Here is a 17,607-nt window from a genome sequence, read left to right as displayed (position 1 = left end):
TCACCCCGCGCAACCAGCTCCAGGCAAGTCGTCATCATGGGAATTGTCCGCTTCGCGCTCCGCTTTCCGCACACCTTCTACGTGCTCGCGGCACTGATCCTGTTTCTCGGCGGCATCGCGGTCTGGTCGATGCCGACGGACATCTTCCCCGAGATACGCATTCCGGTCGTCACGGTCATCTGGAGCTATACCGGCCTGTCGACGCCCGAGATGGAGCAACGCGTCAGCACGTACAGCCAGTATTCCATCAGCGCCAACGTCAGCGGCATCAAGAACATCGAGGCGCAGACGCTCAACGGCCTGTCGGTTCAGAAGATCTATTTCCAGCCGGACGTCAATCTCGATCTCGCGATCTCGCAGATCGTCTCCGCGACCAACGCGATCCGCGCCCTAATGCCGCCGGGAATTCAGCCGCCGGTGATCGTGCAGTTCAATGCGTCCAGTGTGCCGGTGCTGCAGCTCAGCCTCCAATCCGACAGACTGGACGAGAAGCAGTTATACGACTTCGGCATCTATCGGATCCGACAGCAGCTGGCACCGGTTCCCGGCGTAACGTTGCCGACGCCCGCGGGCGGCAAGTATCGCCAGATCATGGTCGATATCGATCCGAACAAGCTTTTGTCGCGCGGACTGACGCCGCTCGACATCGTCAATGCCGTGAACACCCAGAACCTGACGTTGCCGACCGGAACGGCGAAGATCGGCAATACCCAGTATGCCGTCCTGACCAACGCGACGCCTGCCTCGATCAAGGATCTCAACATGATCCCGGTCAAGTTCGCAAATGGCGCCACCATTCTGCTGAAGGATGTTGCGCAGGTTCGCGACGGATCCCAGATCCAGCAGAACATCGTCCGCGAAGACGGCCATCGCGCGGTTCTGCTCAGCGTGATCAAGAATGGCAATGCCTCGACGCTCGCCGTTGTCGATGGCGTCAAGCGCGCGTTGCAATCGATTCGTGCGTCTGCGCCGGCCGGATTGAAGATCAGGGAACTGTTCGATCAGTCGGTCTTCGTCACGCATTCGGTGAACGGCGTGCTCCGCGAAGGCGCGATCGCCGCCGGCCTTACGGCGCTGATGATCCTGATGTTTCTGGGGTCGTGGCGGTCGACGCTCGTGGTCCTGATCTCGATCCCGCTTGCGATGTTGTCCTCGCTCATCGTTCTGCATTTCCTGGGCGAGACCCTCAACACGATGACGCTGGGCGGGCTGGCGCTGGCGGTCGGCATCCTGGTCGACGATTCGACGGTGACGATCGAGAACACACATCGGCTCTGGACCGAAGAGGGCATGCCGCTGTCGGAGGCGACCCTGCACGGTGCGGCCGAGATCGCCGTTCCGACACTGGTCTCGACGCTCGCCATCAGTTGTGTGTTCACCTCGGTCGTATTTCTCGAAGGACCGGCCAAGTACCTCTTCACGCCGCTCGGCCTCGCGGTGGTGTTTGCCATGCTGGCCTCCTACGCTCTGTCGCGGACGCTCACGCCGATCACGATCGGTCTGCTGCTGAAGAGCGAGCGCCGTCATGGTGCGGGCGAAAGCCCGTCCGGCGTGTTCTCGCGCGCTTCGGCGGCGTTCGAGCGCGGCTTCGAGCGCGTGCGCGACGGTTATTCTGTGCTTTTGACGACGGTGCTCCGGCGTCGGAGCATCGTGCCGGCCGTCGCCGCCCTGGTGCTGGCGCTCGGAGCGGTGATGTTTGTCTATGTGGGCAGGGACTTCTACCCCCTGATCGATGGTGGCCAGATCCAGCTGCATGTTCGTGCGCCTGCCGGGACCCGCATCGAGCGCACCGAGGCGATCTTCCAGGCGGTCGAGGACAAGATCCGCGAAGTCATTCCGGATCGCGATCGCGGGCTGATCGTCGACAATATCGGGCTGCCTGCGCGTCCGTACAATCTGGCGTTCACCGACGGTTCGACGATCGGTGTGAACGACGGCACGATCCTCATATCGCTCAAGGACGGCCACAGGCCGACCGCGGACTACGTCAAGAAGCTGCGCCAGGTTCTGCCGGCGGCATTCCCGGAGGACGTCTTCTATTTCCAGTCCGCGGATATCGTCACCCAGATCCTGAATTTTGGCCTGCCGGCGCAGATCGATGTTCGTACCGTCGGTTACGGCACCAACAATCTGTCAGTGGCGAAGGAGCTGCAGAAGAGCCTGGCGGCAATTCCCGGGATCGTCGATGCCCATCTCCAGCAGGAGGTCGACGCTCCCGCATTCTACGCCGACATCGACCGCACGAGGGCCGCGCAGCTGGGACTCAATGCCAGCACGGTGGCGACCAACATCAATGTCAGCCTCAGTTCGTCTGCCCAGGTCTCGCCGAATTTCTGGACCGACCCGACGTCGGGGATCCCCTATTACCTGGCCGTTCAGACGCCGGAGTACCGGGCCAACTCACTCAACGCGCTGGAGAACACCCCGGTGTCGGCTTCGATGGCTGCAAGCGGGCAGACGGTCCCGGGCCTGCTCAGCAACGTCGCGACCTTCAAACGGGGATCTGTGCCGACCAATTTGAACCAGGCCAACGTCCAGCCAGTGTTCGACGTCTATGCCAGCGTGCAAGGGCGCGATCTCGGCAGCGTCTCGGCCGATATCGACAAGGTCACGTCGACGTTTCAGAAGCAGTTGCAGCCGGGAAACTCGATCCAGGTCCTCGGACAGATTCAGAGCATGCATCAATCGTTCCGCGACCTCGGGATCGGGCTGCTGTTTGCCGCCATCCTTGTCTATCTCCTGATGGTCGTGAACTACCAGAACTTCGGCGACCCGTTTGTCGTCGTCTTGGCGCTGCCAGCGACCCTTTGCGGCATCGTGACGATGCTGTTCATCACGGGAACGACCCTGAACGTGCCTTCGCTGATGGGCGCGATCATGGCGGTCGGGGTCGCGTCGGCAAACTCGATCCTGCTCGTGACCTTTGCGCGCGACGCGCAATTGAACGGGCACACCGCGTTCGAGGCCGCATTGAGTGCGGGCCGCACCCGAATGCGTCCTGTGCTCATGACGGCCGCAGCCATGATCGTCGGCATGATCCCGATGGCGATCGGAGGCCCGGGCGAGGAGCAGAACGCAGCGCTCGCGCGTGCCGTCATTGGCGGGCTGCTGTTCGCGACGCCGACCACATTGCTGATCGTGCCCTATCTCTTCGCCTGGCTGCGCAAGGGCAATGACGGCAAGCCACACCACGGCGTATTCGAGGAGCAACCGGAATGAGCGATGTTCGCGCGCGGATCAACAGCGACGGCATGAACGAGCGGCCTGACGCGGACACCTGCCGCATCGTGGATATGCCGGGCAAGGAGGTGCGGCCGCGCCGCCGCTCCGGCGGCGCCTGGTTCGGCGGCGCCGTGCTCGTGCTCCTGGCAGGCGGTCTCGGCGTCGGCGGCTGGCGGCACTATCAGGCTGCGCACGATCTGGCAGCGTCGGTCGAGCAATCCAGGACCGCCGTTCCCGAGGTTCGGGTAGCGACGGTTCGCGCCGGCGGCGACCTCATCAAGGTTACCCTGCCGGCGACGACGACGGCATTCGAGGCGGCGAACATCTTCGCTCGGGCCAGCGGCTACATCGAGAAGCGCTACGTGGATATCGGCGATCGCGTGAAGAAGGGCGATCTTCTCGCTGAGATAACCGCGCCCGAGCTCGACCAGCAGATCGCGCAGGCGCAGGCGACGCTCGCACAGAACCAGGCCGCCTTGCAGCAGGCCGATGCGAGCCGGGAGCTTGCCGAAACCACCAATTCGCGGGACAGCAACCTGGTCAAGCAGGGCTGGTTGACGGCCCAGCAGGGCGACAACGATCGGCTCACCCTGCGCGCGCAGCAGGCAGCGGTGGGCGTCGCCCAGTCGAACATCGCGGCGCAGCAGGCGCAGATCCGCGTTCTTCAGCAGGAAAAAGCCTATCAACGCGTGGTCGCCCCGTTCGACGGCGTGATCACGCAGCGGAACGTCGACAATGGCAGCCTCGTTCAGGCCGGCTCGACCTTCATGTTCACGCTGATGCATTCAGACGTTATCAGAACCCAGGTCTTCGTGCCGCAGGACGAGGCCTTCGGCGTCACGCCGGGCATCGATGCCGAGGTTCGCGTCCCGGAAATTCCGGGCCGGACATTTCCGGGGAAAGTCACCCGTATCGCAACGGCGTTGCAGCCGGTCAGCCGGACGTTGCTGACCGAAATCGACGTCCCCAATCCGGACGGCGCCCTGAATCCTGGCATCTATTGCACGGTCGAGCTATCGATCCCGCGCAAGACTCCGTCGACGTCGGTTCCAGCCGATGCGGTGATCTTCGATCAGAATGGCCTTCACGTCGCGGTCGTGCGCAACGGCATCGTTCATATGCAGAAAATCTCGATCGCAAGGGATTTCGGCACGTCGATCGAAGTGCGCGACGGTGTTCGGCCCGGCGATCAAGTCGTGCTCAATCCCGCGGTCAATCTGATCGAAGGCAGTCGGGTGTCGATCCGCAACAATGAGCCCAGCCAGGGGGCGCAAACATGATCCGCACGGCGTGCGCGGCATTTGCAGCCCTGCTGCTGGGGGTCTCGTCTTGCCAGGCCCAGGTTGCGACCACCGGCAGCACGGCGATGAGCCTGCCGACCGTACCGGGCGCGGTCGTCACCTCACCGCTCAATAGCCCAAGTCCGTTTTCTGCAACGACCCTGCCGGGGGTGCCTGACACCACGCTGGCGCCCGTTCCGCTCGCGATGGATCCGACGACGCCAGGCACGGTCGTCGTCTGCGCCCCGCCAGCTACGACTTCGACGCCGGTGCCGGCGACACCGACCGTAACGACTCCCGGCCTGTCGACACCGGGCAGCATGGCTCCGCTCATTCCGGCCCAAGGGCAGACCGGAGGACAGATCGGAAGCTCGATCGGGACGCTTGCCGCGGCCGCACCATCAGGGACGGGATCGGCGACAGCTTGCAGCTCAACGCCGGGCGGGTCGGTGACCACAGCCACGAGCTTGCCGCTCTCGATTCCGCAAGTGCCGGCCGGACCGGCTCCTGGAAGTATCCCGGTCGCCATAGGCGACGACGTCGGCACCGGCATCGATCCGAACGCCGTCGTGCCGAGTCCCAACAGCTCGGCCTGTGCGGAAGGAATGACGATGAACGTGGGGGTACCTGCAACCGTGCTGCCGGCCAACGCGTCAGGCGCGGCGCCGACGCCCGGAGTTTCGCCGGTCCCGCCGTCGGGGTGCTGAGACGGCAGCTTGTTGCCTCATTGAGCCCCGCGGGCATCTCGAGATGGCCCGTCGGCCATGTTCATGCGAGAGCCGGAACTGCAGTCCATTTTTCGTTGTTGCCTTGAGCGATGCGTGCGGCCCTGAACACCGCGGAGTGCGCCGCCTCAGGCGGCCGCACTCCGTTCGGGGTGAAGACGATCAGCCGTATCTGACAGGCTGCATCTTGCTTGCTCCTTCGGCCCGTTACCCGTGCCAGTGAGAGGTGTGAACCTCACCCAAACCAAACACGGGCGCAGCGCCACCGGCGCGCTCGAGGCCCATTCGTCCTGCCGGCGTCAACGCGCCGCCATTCAGGACATCCCGGTTGGGATACATCGAAGCAAAAGTTGCCGGCTCCTGATCGGCGAAGGACCATGCGGCAGACGCTGCCGACAACGTTGCCGTCGAGATCAGCGCCGTAGCGATCAAGATCTTGAGTGCATTCATAGCGATTCTCCATTGCTTTCTTTGCGGAGATTCGCTTGGCGAGGTCGCTGCTCGGCCGGTGGCGTTTCCAAAATCATCTTCTGTGCAGAGTATGTAGGCTGCTCGATCGGCAAAGCACGCGCATAGGCATCACCATTGCGCGACAATGACCGAGTGCAGCACAAATGCCCCCCCTTCTGTCTGGTGCGCCCACAACCCTCAAGGGATTGGCCCGCAAGGGCCTTTTTAGTTTGCGCGATTCGAACAAACGGGGTCTCGTGCGACGCTTTTAGTGCTCGCACGCCATGCGACGAGTCGGATGATTGGGAGCGTTGTTGCCGGGCGCGGGCGATCCGAGCTAGATGGCAAGCCCTGCGCCTTCACAGGTTGCCCAGTGACGAAGCGCTCGGCTCGTTGAAGGAATGAGTCGAAACACAGAATGAGAGATTGGCCGCGCGCTGCGCTACCTTGGGCCGGAGCCCATGCTCCGTTGAAGCGCCAGCCATGAGACCTACCGGTCTCTGTTCAGCCCTTCATGCCTTCCTTGCGCACCTGCAATTCAAGCCTGCCGATGCCAGAATCGGCGCGAGCCGCATTCCCGGGGCGGTAGTGCTTCACGATGGTCTGCGCGCTTCAGTATGAATGCCCAGTGTTGTCGTAAATCGTCAGCAAGTCGCAGCCAGCTTGATCGAGAAGTATGACGCAGGTATCGCGTAGATCCTGGTCGTGCTTTTGGTCGAGTTCGCCGGCCATTTACAAACATCAGCGTAGGGCAGGGCTTCAGGCGCCATGCCGTCTGATCGCTATTGCTACCGCGTGCGGTCTGCGCATCCAGCCATTCCGCCAATGCGCTCTTGCGCTGATCGACCGCTAGATCGCGCTGCGCCTTATTCTCCTCGTTGAGAGGAAAGGGAGCGCATAGCCATTCGACATCTTTAATCAGTTCGACGTTCGGTCGCTCTGCGCGTACAATTGCCTGTCGCGCGCTGTCGGACGCTAGCGCACGCGGCTACGCAGCTGCTGCACTGAATCAGCGCGGTCTGATCCGCTTCTTCAGCTCTGCAAACTGCTTTTTCAGGCGCGGCACTGCAAAGTCGGTGAAGGCTCGCACCTTTGGCACCGAGAGCCGGCCTTGCGGGCAAATCAGATGCGCAGGCATCTGCGGATCTTCTTCATCAGCAAGTACGATCTCGAGGTCGCCGCGTGCGAGGGGCTCTGCCACCTGGTACGAGTACATCCGTGCCACGCCACGTCCGGCGACCGCGGAGGCGACTGCCGCATAGGTACTGTTGACGATCAGGCGCGGAGTGAATTGGACGGTGCGCGGCGCTGACGAGCCGGCCTGCGGCGCGAACGTCCAGGAATTGGGCAGATGCGCCATGGCGACGATCTGGTGCTTGGCGAGGTCGCCGGGCTCGGCAATGCGCGGATGCTGCTTCAGATAGCGCGGAGCCGCCACGACGACACGGCTGATCTCGCCGACCCGCATGGCGGTCATCGCCGAATCCGCCAAAGGACCGATGCGAAGCGCGACGTCGACGCCCTCCTCGATCAGATTGACCGCGCGATCGAACAGCAGGAGCTTCGCCGACACGGTGGGATAGGCGTCAAGGAACGCATCGAGGATGGGGCGCAGGACCATCTCGCCCGACACGACGGGAGCCGTGATCGTGAGAAGGCCGCGCGGCGCCGCGCGCGCTCCAATTGCGATGTCCTCGGCCTCCTCGAGCTCGGCGAGGACGCGGCGGCAAACCTCGACATAGCGCTCGCCCTCCTCGCTCAGCTTGATGGATCGCGTGGTCCGGTGCAGCAGCTCGGCGCCGACACGCTCCTCCAGGAAAGCAATTGCGCGGCTCACCGCGGCCGGAGAGCGGCCGAGTTTGCGCCCCGCCGCAGCCAAGCTTCCCTCGTCCACCGCAAGGACGAACACCTTCATCGCATCCAGTCGATCCATGCCGTCCCGCCGCATTATCAGGTTCCGGCTGCAGGCTAGGCGTTCAGCCTCACCTCGACAACCACCGCAAGACGTCGGCGTCGCATTCGTTCGCCTGGCGAAAGAGTGTCTGCCGGGCTGCGGATATTCGCAAGGAAGCCGGCGCACCGTACGTGAAGAGCCAAGCCAGCCAGTGCTGGCGGAGCTTTCAAACCAGCAACAGGAGTCCCACATGGGTATCGAGCAGAAGGTCGCCATCATCACCGGTGCATCGCAGGGCATCGGCGCAGCCCTTGTCCAGGGTTTTCGCAACCGCAACTACCGCGTCGTGGCAACGGCGCGCTCCATCAAACCATCCGACGACGATGACGTCCTCGCTGTTGCCGGCGACATCGCCGATCGTTCCACCGCCGAACGCGCCGTGTCCCAGGCGATCGCCCGCTTCGGCAGGGTCGACACGCTGGTCAACAACGCCGGCATCTTCGTCGCAAAGCCGTTCACGCAGTACACGGCCGAGGACTATGCGGCGGTGATGGGAACGAACACCGCGGGCTTCTTCAACATCACGCAACTCGCGATCGCTGAGATGGAAAAGCAGGGGTCGGGTCATATTGTCCAGATCACCACGACCCTGGTCGATCAGGCCAATTCGAACGTGCCGTCGGTATTGGCTTCGCTGAGCAAAGGCGGGCTGAATGCCGCGACCCGGTCGCTTGCGATCGAGTATGCCAAGCGCGGCATCCGAGTGAATGCGGTGTCGCCTGGGATCATCAAGTCGCCGATGCATCCGGTCGCGACCCATGCGCAGCTCGACGCGCTGCACCCGGTCGGCCACATGGGCGAGATGTCCGACATCGTCAATGCGGTCCTCTATCTCGAGGGTGCTTCCTTTGTCACCGGCGAGATCCTGCATGTCGACGGCGGCCAGAGCGCCGGCCACTGAACGAGGAGCGGGACCATGCCAATCGTCACCATTCAAGTGACCCGCGAGGGAACGACGCCGGGAGCGGCGTCGCTCACGGCGGAGGAAAAAGCTGCGTTGATCAAGGGATCGAGCGAGCTCCTGCGCGACGTGCTCGGCAAGCCGCTCGACTCCACCTTCGTGGTGATCGAGGAGGTCGACACCGACAATTGGGGCTGGGGCGGCCTTCCCGTGCCGGAATTCCGCCGCCGCCGCACCTCTCAAACGGACTGATCCGCTCGCGTTTCGCGCGCAGGAGGATGACATGACCGACGCAGATACGAAGCAGCACAGCAAGTCCCGGCTGCCCCCGCGGCCGGGATCTGACTCACGATCAACCTGGCGATACGCCGTGGCGGGCCTGTCTGCATCGCTGGTCGGCCTCGGGCTCGCCCGTTTTTCCTACACGCCGCTGATACCGGCGTTGATTGCGGCGAAATGGTTCAGCGCGTCGGATGTCGTCTATCTCGGCGCGGCGAACCTGGCCGGTTATCTCGCTGGCGCGCTCGCGGCACGAGCTCTCGCGACACGGGTCGGTGCGGTCCGCACGCTGCGGGCGATGATGCTGCTTGCCACGCTCTCCTTCATTGCGAGCGCAACACCGCTGTCGTTCATGTGGTTTTTCGCTTGGCGCTTCCTGTCCGGCCTTGCCGGCGGCATCATCATGGTGCTGGCGGCTTCGGTCATTCTGCCACACGTCTCGGCGGCACGGCGCGGAGCCGTCGGCGGCGTGATTTTCGCCGGCGTCGGCCTGGGAGTCGCCGCGTCCGGCACTCTCGTGCCGTTGCTGCTGCAACAGGGATTGCAGCAGAGCTGGTACGGACTTGGCATGCTCTCGGCGCTCCTCACGCTCGCGAGCTGGTGGAACTGGCCGGCCGAAGCCGAGCCTGCTGCTACGCCGTCGCATCGAGCGAAGCACCATCGTGGCTCGCTGGCTGCCCGGGCGCTCCTGCTCCAGTACGGCCTCAATGCGGTAGCCCTGGTGCCGCACATGGTCTTCATCGTCGATTTCGTAGCGCGTGGCCTTGGCCAGGGCATCGCCGCGGGGGCCCGCTACTGGGTGCTCTACGGCCTGGGCGCAGTCGTCGGGCCACTCGTCACCGGCCACCTGGGCGACCGGTCTGGATTCGGTCCGGCTTTGCGCGCGGCGTTCCTGGTCGAGACCGCGGCCGTGCTGCTGCCCACTGTCAGCACGGCGCCGGCGTCACTGATCGTCTCGAGCGTGGTGGTCGGCGCCTTCACGCCCGGGATCGTGCCCCTGGTCCTTGGACGGGTGCATGAACTGGTGCCGCACTCGCTTGAGCAACAGCGAGCGATGTGGGGCCACGCCACGACCAGCTTTGCCCTGTTCCAGGCGGCTGCTGCTTACGGATTTTCGTGGATCTTCGCACAGGCCGGAAGTGACTATTCGGTCCTTTTTGGACTCGGCGGCGCCGCTCTGATGCTCGCGCTGGTGATCGATCTTGGCGTCTCGCTTGCGACCCGCGAACGGTAGACACTGGAACTCGGCCCAGAATAAGGAAATGCCGAGCTTCATGCCAGCTCCCGAGACGAGCCCGTGCATCGGGTTCGTCGTGGCAATCCTCGCACATCGAGCCGCCTCGCGGAAGCTAACGAACCATAACAACGCATAACGAGCAAACGGCGGCCGCCCGTAGCAATGTGTTCGCAGGACAGCGGCAATCCAATGCCGAATGTACGGCGAGGATCTGCCCCGTGCGGATCCGCGAAAGGCTTCGGCTCGAACGTGCCGATGACATGCAACACATTGGGAGATCAAGAGATGAACAACCAGATCGTCGATTCCAGCTTCACCGCAATCATCAATGCGCCGATCGATCGGATCGATATCCCCAATTGGTGCTTCAATCTGTCCGAGCGCGAATATCAGGGCTGTTCGCCTGCGCATATCGCCGCGGGCTTCACGACCACGCCCGATGGCAAGCGCATGTCGATCAATGTCGAGATCATCGGCGGCAGCCTCATGGTTCAGCATTACGTGGAAACGCTCGGCCGCAAAGATCACCTGATCCTCGACTCCACATCCGACGTCTTCACGCCGAACGGGCGGACCACTATTCACGTGACCTGGGAGCTGAGCGTCAAGGAAATCGAACCGGGAAAATGCGAGTTCACCAACAGGGTCAAAACGCATGCCACGGACGAGTTCATGACATTCATCGGCAAGCAGGGCATTCCGTTCGAGCTGTTCCGGGCGCAGCGCCAGCCCTTCTCGATCGCTCACAACCAGAGCGAAACGCCGCTGTTTGCCGCCAGCATCGAGCGCGCAGCGCTGCAGAACAACCGGTAGTCCGAAAGGAGAGTTCGATGACACAACTGTCCTATGAGAAGGAAATCACTGCCCTGCTGGTGGTCGATCCCTACAACGACTTCATCTCGGAGGGAGGCAAGATCTGGCCCCGGATCAAGGCCGTGGCCGAAAGCAACGACTGCGTTCCGCACATGATCCAAGTGCTACAGACCGCTCGTGACGCCGGCATTCGTGTTTGTTATGCCATGCATCACCGCTACCGGCCCGGCGATTATGCTTCCTGGAAATACATCGCGCCAATTCAAAGGAGAGCCTGGAATAACAAGAGCTTCGAATTCGGCACCTGGGGTGGAGAGTTTCGCGCAGAATTCGTGCCGGCGCCCGGAGAGATCGTGGCAGACGAACATTGGTGTTCCAGCGGCTTCGCGAATACCGACCTCGATCTGCAGCTCAAGCGGCATGGCATCCAGCGGCTGATCGTCATAGGGCTGGTCGCTCACACATGTATAGAGGCGACCGTGCGCTTTGCTGCCGAGCTCGGATACGACGTGACGGTCGTCAAGGACGCAGTTGCCGATTATTCCGACGACATGATGCGGGCCGCGCTGGAGATCAACATGCCGAACTACGCCAGCGCGATCGTGACCACGCAGGAAATCGTCGAGGCGTTGTCGGCAATGAATTCCGCAGCGTCAGCCGCGTGACCTTCTCGTCGGCATGTCCCCCGTTCTGAATCGTCTTTCCTGACTGGAAGGGAAAACTCAATGGCTCGACAGATCACCATCGACAAGCTGTCTTCCGGTCTTTGGACGGCGACGTTCAATAACCCGCCCATCAATCTGATTGATCCCGACACGATCGGCGAACTGCAGGACCTGCTTGCGGAGCTCGAAAGCGATGCAGAGATCAAGGTCGTGGTGTTCCGAAGTGCGGACCCGGATTTCTTCCTCGCGCATTGGGATGTGCTCGCGGACAAGCGCAAAGTCGCCGCCATGCCGCCGGGTCCCACGGGCATGCATCCCTGGATCGACCTGCTCGTTCGGCTGTCACGTGCGCCGGTTGCCTCCATCGCGGAGATTCGCGGGCGCGCCCGCGGGGCCGGGAGCGAGTTCGTGCTGGCCTGCGACATGCGCTTCGCCAGCCGCGAGCGCGCAATTCTCGGGCAATTTGAGGTGGGCCTCGGTGCGGTGCCGGGCGGCAATCCCATGGCGAGGTTGGCTGGTCTGATGGGCCGTGGGCGTGGGTTGGAGGTGATCTTGGGCGCGGACGACTTCTCGGCGGAGCTCGCCGAACGCTATGGTTATGTCAACAGAGCCTTGCCGGACGGGGAGCTTTCTACCTTTGTTGAATCCTTTGCGCGTCGTCTTGCCTCGTTCGAGAAGCACGCGATCGCAGGTGCCAAGGCCTTGATGGATGAGGTCACTTTGCCGGCAGATGCGGTCTTCCCCCCTTCGTTATCGGCTTTTCTTACATCGGTGGCTCACCCTGGCACCCGGAAACGCGCGGCATCTCTCCTCGAACGAGGACTACAGCGCCGATCCGAAACCGAGATGAGACTCGGCCAGGCGGTGGCTGAAGCGAGGTTCTCGGAACGTGGTTGATCTTCCGATCGATCGAAGGCAGCTGGCCTTGCCATGTGCGGCAATGCCCTCCTTGATTTCGATGGGCTGTCGCATGGGCTGGTGGGCGCCGTTCGGTCGAATGCCGACACGTGTCAGCCTTGAGCGTCGCCATAGGCGCTGATTGAGCACAAGATGGGCAGCCCAAAGCCGGAAGCCGACTCGCGCGGATCCGTTGAGTTTCGGTCCGGCCCTGCCTATACTCTGGCTCACCGAAATCGCAGTCGAGGTTACGCAGTGCCGCGCGCTCGCCGTATCCTTGGCGACAAGGCGCGCACCCGGAATGAACTCTTCCAAGAGCAGCACACAACCGGAAGCAGCGACCGGCTCCCCTCACAGCAACACCGGGGCAGGCCGGGATTTCGATCCGGTCACGTTCGGCCCGTTTTCTCTTCGATCACGAATCCTCGAAAAGGACGGATTGCCAGTCAAGCTTGGCAGCCGAGCAACTGACATCCTGCGCCTGCTTGTGGATCGCGCCGGCGAAGTCGTGCCGAAGAATGACATCCTCGCATATGTGTGGGCTGGCCTCGCAGTAGAAGAGATCAGCCTGCGCGTGCACGTTGCCGAACTCCGGAAAGCCCTGGGCGATGGGAAGGACGGAGCCCGCTATATCACCAATATTCCGAGCCGAGGATATTGCTTCGTCGCGCCCGTGAGACGGGGCGAACGCAATTCGGCGCCGGCGGAGATCCCGCAGAACCACGCCGGTGCGATGGACCCGTCTTCCGCACTCCCATATCGCCTCGACCGAATGGTCGGACGAGAGGACGTCCTGGCCGAGCTCTCGGCACGTCTGCTGAGCGAGCGCTTCGTCACTCTGAGGGGACCGGGCGGCATTGGCAAGACAACCGTTGCCGTCGCGATCGCGCATAAGATGTGGGAGGAGTTCGGCGGCAAGATCCACTTTCTCGATCTTGGCCCCTTGAAGGATACGACGCTCGTTGCCTCCACGGTGGCCGCTGCTCTGGGCCTCGTCGTTCATCACGCCAACCCAACCGAAAGCATCGTCAGTTTTCTTCGCAATCGTCGGCTGCTTCTCGTGCTCGATAGCTGCGAACATGTGATCGACGACGTTGCCCGTCTGGCAGAGACGATTCACCGCGAGGCGTCCGGCATCACCATTCTTGCGACCAGTCGCGAGTCGCTATTGGTGCAGGGAGAACACATTTACGAACTCGTTCCGCTACCAAGCCCTCCGCAGGGCTCTGGGCTCAACGCCGGTGAGGTGCTGAGCTATCCGGCCGCGCGTCTTTTCGCCGAACGTGCAGCTGCCGCCGGCCACCGCTTGGAGATCACCGACCAGGATGCGCAGGTTCTTGCAGATATTTGCAGCAAGCTTGACGGCATTGCGCTGGCGATCGAACTCGCTGCCGCACGCGTTGGCGTTTACGGCTTGCTGGAGATAGCAAATTTGCTCGATGGCCGGCTCAAGCTCGAGTGGCGTGGACGACGCACGGCGCCGCCGCGGCAACAGACGCTCGGCGCCACGCTTGACTGGAGTTTCGGTCTGATTGGCGAGGCCGAGAGGCTGGTCCTTCAGCGTCTCGCCGTCTTTGCCGGGCCCTTCACGCTGCAGGATGCGATTGCCGTGGTGGTGGAAGAGGGGGAGCCTGTCGAAGGTGCGGTCGACGCACTGGAGCAACTCGTAGCCAAGTCGCTGTTGTCGACGCAACCGGGCCGCTTGTCGCGAAGCTTCCGCCTGCTCGACGCCACCCGCGCCTATGCGCTCCACAAGCTCAGTGAGAGCGGCCAAGCCCAGGACGCAGCGCGGCGTCACGCCGAACATATTCACCGCTCCCTCGAAGCGGGCATGGTCGATTCTGGCTCTGCAGATCGGATGTTGCCTGCGCTCGGCCGCGGCGGCCTGTTGGCGGACGCCCGCGCCGCGCTTCAATGGAGCTACGCTCACGATGACGGTGACGAGCTTCGTGTTCCGCTCGCAGGCAGTTGTGCACGTCTGTTCGTCGAGCTCAACCTGCTCAATGAGGCGCGCTTATGGTCTGAGCGCGCGCTTTCCGTTCTGGACGACCGCCACCGCGGCGGCAAGTGGGAGCTGGAGCTTCAGGCCACGCTCGGTCATGCCTTCATGTTCACGGAACGCAACAGCGAGCGAGCCGAGGCCGCACTTCGACGCGGACTCGAGATCGCGGCCGCGATCGGAGACGAAGCCAACACATTCAGGCTGTTGGCGCGGCTGAACATGTTCTATCGCCGGACCGGCGACTATCGGCATCTGCTGCCGGTGGCACTTGAGGCCGAGCGCGTCGCTCGTCTGATCGGTGATGCGGCGGGGATCGCCGGCGCAAAGGCCCTCATCGGGGTATCCCATCATCTCGTCGGGAACCAGGCCGAGGCGCAGCTTCATCTGGACGAAGGCGTACGCAACGACGCGGCGCTACGGGGAACGCAGCCCGGCCATTTTGCCTATTCCAGAACACCTCAGATACCGCTTGCTCGCGTGTTGTGGCTGCGCGGCTTCCCAGATCGAGCCGTGGAATGCGTCCGTCCGCTGACGGGCGAGGCGGCGCCTCGGGATGTCGTCATGCACTGTATTGCGCTCTGCTGGTCCGCCTCGCTGTACGGGTGGATCGGAGACTGGACCGCGGTCGAGGCGATGGCCGGTCGGCTCGAGACGCATGCCGGCCTGCATGGGCTCGCGCCCTACCAGGCGGTCGCGGCCGGTTTCCGGGCGCAGACGATGATCGCCGGCGGGGATTTGCGCGGCGGTGTCGAGTTGCTGAGAATCGCACTTCCGCGCCTGCATGCTGATCGCTACGAGCTCTACGCGTCCGCATTCGTTGCGGACCTGTCTTGGGGATTGGCCGAACTCGGGCAACCGTCCGATGGACTTGGAATACTGAACGAAGCGATCGCGCGCATCGAGCTTGCTGGCGGCGCCTTCGACATGCCGGAGCTCTTGCGCGTGCGGGCGGAACTGGAGCTGCGCAATGAGGATCTTCATGCCGCAGAATCAAGTCTCCGGTCGTCGGCTGCGTTGGCTGACCAGCAGGGCGCGCTCTCCTGGCGATTGCGGACTGATATGTCGATGGTGCGTCTGAGGCGCGAGCAGGGAACGCTAAGTCACCTGGAGGAGCTTGCCGCGACTTATGCGAAGTTCTCGGAAGGGTTTGAGACGGCTGATCTGAAGGCCGCTCGGCTCATGCTCGATTCGTCGCTCGTCTGACCGGTTGAGGGTCAGTCAAACCGCAAATCGCAGAGATCGATGGATATCATCAGCGTATCGAGCATCGGGGCCAGGGTCGTCTCGTCACGTAGATAGGTGCGCCGTCTCGTCGGGATCTTGATGCCGTCGACGTCGACTGGGTTGGACACGTACTCGGCGACGGGAAAATTGCCTGCTATTTCGACTCGATAGTCATGGCGGCGGATGAGCAGGTCGGGACCGAAGTAGAAGTCCTGCTCGATGCTGTGGCTTGCGATCGCCGGCGAGAAGGTCGCCCGCAGCCCCTGCCACACCTCACTTCCCTCATGGCATGGCTCGATCTCGTGCACTTCGGAAGGTTTCTCGGAAAGCAGGAACGGCGTGGTGAGGCAGGTCCAGAGGGCGCAGCTTTCGAAGTAGATTCGGTGCAGCGGATCCCAATGCGTCCGCATGTCGTGCCGCGCGAATGAGGTGCGCGGGTCTTTTCGCTCGGCGACGACACGTTCGTCGGCGGAAACGATGGCGACCCGCTCGGGGCTGAACTCGCTGTGTTGGCCGCTTCTTCCAAACGGCTCAATGAGAGCCTGGCCACGATGAAGGTCAATCCGCACGGTTCGCTGCAGATGATCCTGTTCAACGCCTTTCAGGGCCCAAACGTCGCCGCCCATCGCGAAAGTGGCGGTGAGGCGCTCGCGGGCATTCCATCGGTTCAGGCCCCCATGAGCCTCAATCGCATTCGCCAGCAGCGCAATCATCCGTCGATTTTCCTTCGTGAGAACTGCCCTTACAGGTATGCCCAAATGCGGATGATCGCTCGTTAAGCGTTGTTAAGTGGCGCTGCATAACCGAAGAAAACGCCGTAAAAACACGGATCTCTCATCCAAGCAGCAGAGGTGCCGTCCAGCCGAACCTCGGATCGGCTAGACGGTCGCGCTTCGGTCAGACGTCGGCGGTAACGTCCATGATGGCAGCGGCAAATGCCTTGGGCGCTTCTTGCGGCAGGTTATGGCCCACGCCCCCCTCGATCGTGCGGTGCGAATACTTGCCGGAGAACATCTTCGCGTAGGCGGATGGGTCAGGGTGTGGCGCGCCGTTGGCGTCGCCTTCAAGGGTAATGGTCGGAACACCAATGACGGGAGCCCGTGAAAGCAGCGTCTCATAGCCATCATACTTCGCTTCGCCTTCGGCAAGGCCAAGACGCCAGCGGTAGTTATGGATCACGATCGCAACGTGGTCCGGATTATCGAATGCCGCGGCACTGCGCTCGAAAGTGGCATCGTCGAAGTGCCATTGCGGCGACGCGAGCTGCCAGATCAGCTTCGAAAACTCCCGACGATACTTCTCGTAGCCTTCGCGACCACGCTCGGTCGCGAAGTAGAACTGATACCACCATTGAAGCTCTGCCTTTGGCGGCAGGGGCATCTTGCCGGCCTGCTGGCTGCCGATGAGATAGCCGCTCACCGAGACCATCGCCTTGCAGCGCTCCGGCCACAGCGCCGCGATGATGTTGGCAGTCCGCGCGCCCCAGTCAAAGCCGGCGATCGTGGCCTTGTCGATTCTGAGCGCATCCATCACAGCGATGATGTCAGCAGCGATCGCCGATGGCTGCCCGTTCCGCATCGTCCCATCGGACAGGAACCGCGTGGTGCCGTAGCCACGCAAGTAGGGCACGATTACGCGGTAGCCGGCGGCCACGAGAAGTGGTGCGACATCGACGAAGCTGTAGATGTCATACGGCCAGCCGTGAAGCAGGATCACGGCCGGGCCGTCGACGGGGCCTGCTTCGGCATAGCCGACGTTGAGAAGACCGGCATCAATCTGTTTCAGCGAAGGGAACGAAATGTTGCCTCCTGTTTTGACGGCGGCAGCAGGCTTCGCAGGCCTGGCCAGGGCTGTCCCTGGCGAAAGCTGGGCTGCAGCAAGAATCGTCGCGGCGCCTGCGAAGAATCGGCGGCGGTCGTGGTCAACATCGTCTGACATGAATGACTCCTATCGTGGTT

Annotated in this window: 14 protein-coding genes; 10 read left to right on the top strand and 4 right to left on the bottom strand. The window is 62.8% G+C overall.

The annotated features are described in order from the left end of the window. Nucleotides 1–36 precede the first annotated feature (36 nt). The 3 genes from AC3WLX_RS09605 to AC3WLX_RS09595 are packed head-to-tail and all read left to right on the top strand — an operon-like array spanning nt 37 to nt 5,209. The gene (locus tag AC3WLX_RS09605; RefSeq protein WP_492335650.1) at nt 37–3,219 is read left to right on the top strand and encodes an efflux RND transporter permease subunit; all 3,183 of its coding nucleotides are present in this window, start codon (nt 37–39) and stop codon (nt 3,217–3,219) included. Continuing rightward, nucleotides 3,216–4,502 carry an efflux RND transporter periplasmic adaptor subunit gene (locus AC3WLX_RS09600; RefSeq protein WP_492335649.1) on the top strand — a complete coding sequence of 429 codons (1,287 nt, stop codon included), beginning with the start codon at nt 3,216–3,218 and terminating at the stop codon, nt 4,500–4,502. Before AC3WLX_RS09605 ends, AC3WLX_RS09600 begins: the two co-directional genes overlap by 4 nt. Next, nucleotides 4,499–5,209 (top strand): hypothetical protein, encoded by a 711-nt coding sequence (locus tag AC3WLX_RS09595; RefSeq protein ID WP_492335648.1) that lies wholly within the window; start codon nt 4,499–4,501, stop codon nt 5,207–5,209. Before AC3WLX_RS09600 ends, AC3WLX_RS09595 begins: the two co-directional genes overlap by 4 nt. 225 nt (nt 5,210–5,434) lie before the next feature. On the opposite strand, the gene AC3WLX_RS09590 is transcribed toward AC3WLX_RS09595, so the two are convergent. After that, nucleotides 5,435–5,677: a hypothetical protein gene (locus tag AC3WLX_RS09590; RefSeq protein WP_492335647.1), complete on the bottom strand. Its 243-nt coding sequence runs from the start codon at nt 5,675–5,677 to the stop codon at nt 5,435–5,437. A gap of 1,009 nt (nt 5,678–6,686) precedes the next feature. Further along, a complete protein-coding gene (locus AC3WLX_RS09585) occupies nt 6,687–7,610 on the bottom strand; it encodes a LysR family transcriptional regulator (RefSeq protein WP_291618097.1) in 924 nt (307 codons plus the stop codon). 211 nt (nt 7,611–7,821) lie between these two features. Between AC3WLX_RS09585 and AC3WLX_RS09580 the strand changes: the two genes are divergently transcribed. From AC3WLX_RS09580 to AC3WLX_RS09550, 7 genes are all read left to right on the top strand, one after another. Then, the gene (locus AC3WLX_RS09580) at nt 7,822–8,532 is read left to right on the top strand and encodes an SDR family NAD(P)-dependent oxidoreductase (RefSeq protein ID WP_492335646.1); all 711 of its coding nucleotides are present in this window, start codon (nt 7,822–7,824) and stop codon (nt 8,530–8,532) included. A 15-nt stretch (nt 8,533–8,547) separates the two neighbouring features. Continuing rightward, on the top strand, nt 8,548–8,784 hold the full coding sequence (locus AC3WLX_RS09575; RefSeq protein WP_291618095.1) for a tautomerase family protein: 237 nt from the start codon (nt 8,548–8,550) through the stop codon (nt 8,782–8,784). 31 nt (nt 8,785–8,815) lie between these two features. Then, on the top strand, nt 8,816–10,045 hold the full coding sequence (locus AC3WLX_RS09570; protein WP_492335645.1) for a YbfB/YjiJ family MFS transporter: 1,230 nt from the start codon (nt 8,816–8,818) through the stop codon (nt 10,043–10,045). Nucleotides 10,046–10,333: 288 nt separating this feature from the next. Beyond that, nucleotides 10,334–10,861 (top strand): hypothetical protein, encoded by a 528-nt coding sequence (locus AC3WLX_RS09565; RefSeq protein WP_291618091.1) that lies wholly within the window; start codon nt 10,334–10,336, stop codon nt 10,859–10,861. A gap of 17 nt (nt 10,862–10,878) precedes the next feature. After that, a complete protein-coding gene (locus tag AC3WLX_RS09560; RefSeq protein WP_074448178.1) occupies nt 10,879–11,526 on the top strand; it encodes a cysteine hydrolase family protein in 648 nt (215 codons plus the stop codon). A gap of 60 nt (nt 11,527–11,586) precedes the next feature. Further along, on the top strand, nt 11,587–12,423 hold the full coding sequence (locus AC3WLX_RS09555; protein WP_492335644.1) for an enoyl-CoA hydratase/isomerase family protein: 837 nt from the start codon (nt 11,587–11,589) through the stop codon (nt 12,421–12,423). A gap of 301 nt (nt 12,424–12,724) precedes the next feature. Beyond that, complete coding sequence (locus AC3WLX_RS09550; protein ID WP_492335643.1) at nt 12,725–15,628, top strand: ATP-binding protein; 2,904 nt, start codon at nt 12,725–12,727, stop codon at nt 15,626–15,628. A gap of 11 nt (nt 15,629–15,639) precedes the next feature. Here AC3WLX_RS09550 and AC3WLX_RS09545 read toward each other — a convergent pair whose 3' ends face one another. Beyond that, the gene (locus tag AC3WLX_RS09545) at nt 15,640–16,362 is read right to left on the bottom strand and encodes a hypothetical protein (RefSeq protein ID WP_492335642.1); all 723 of its coding nucleotides are present in this window, start codon (nt 16,360–16,362) and stop codon (nt 15,640–15,642) included. A gap of 184 nt (nt 16,363–16,546) precedes the next feature. Further along, complete coding sequence (locus tag AC3WLX_RS09540; RefSeq protein ID WP_492335641.1) at nt 16,547–17,587, bottom strand: alpha/beta fold hydrolase; 1,041 nt, start codon at nt 17,585–17,587, stop codon at nt 16,547–16,549. Nucleotides 17,588–17,607 lie beyond the last annotated feature (20 nt).

This window comes from Bradyrhizobium sp. FW305-F6 (genome assembly GCF_058782905.1).
Note: the sequence above shows the minus strand (reverse complement) of the source record. Positions and strands in the feature narration are given on the sequence as shown.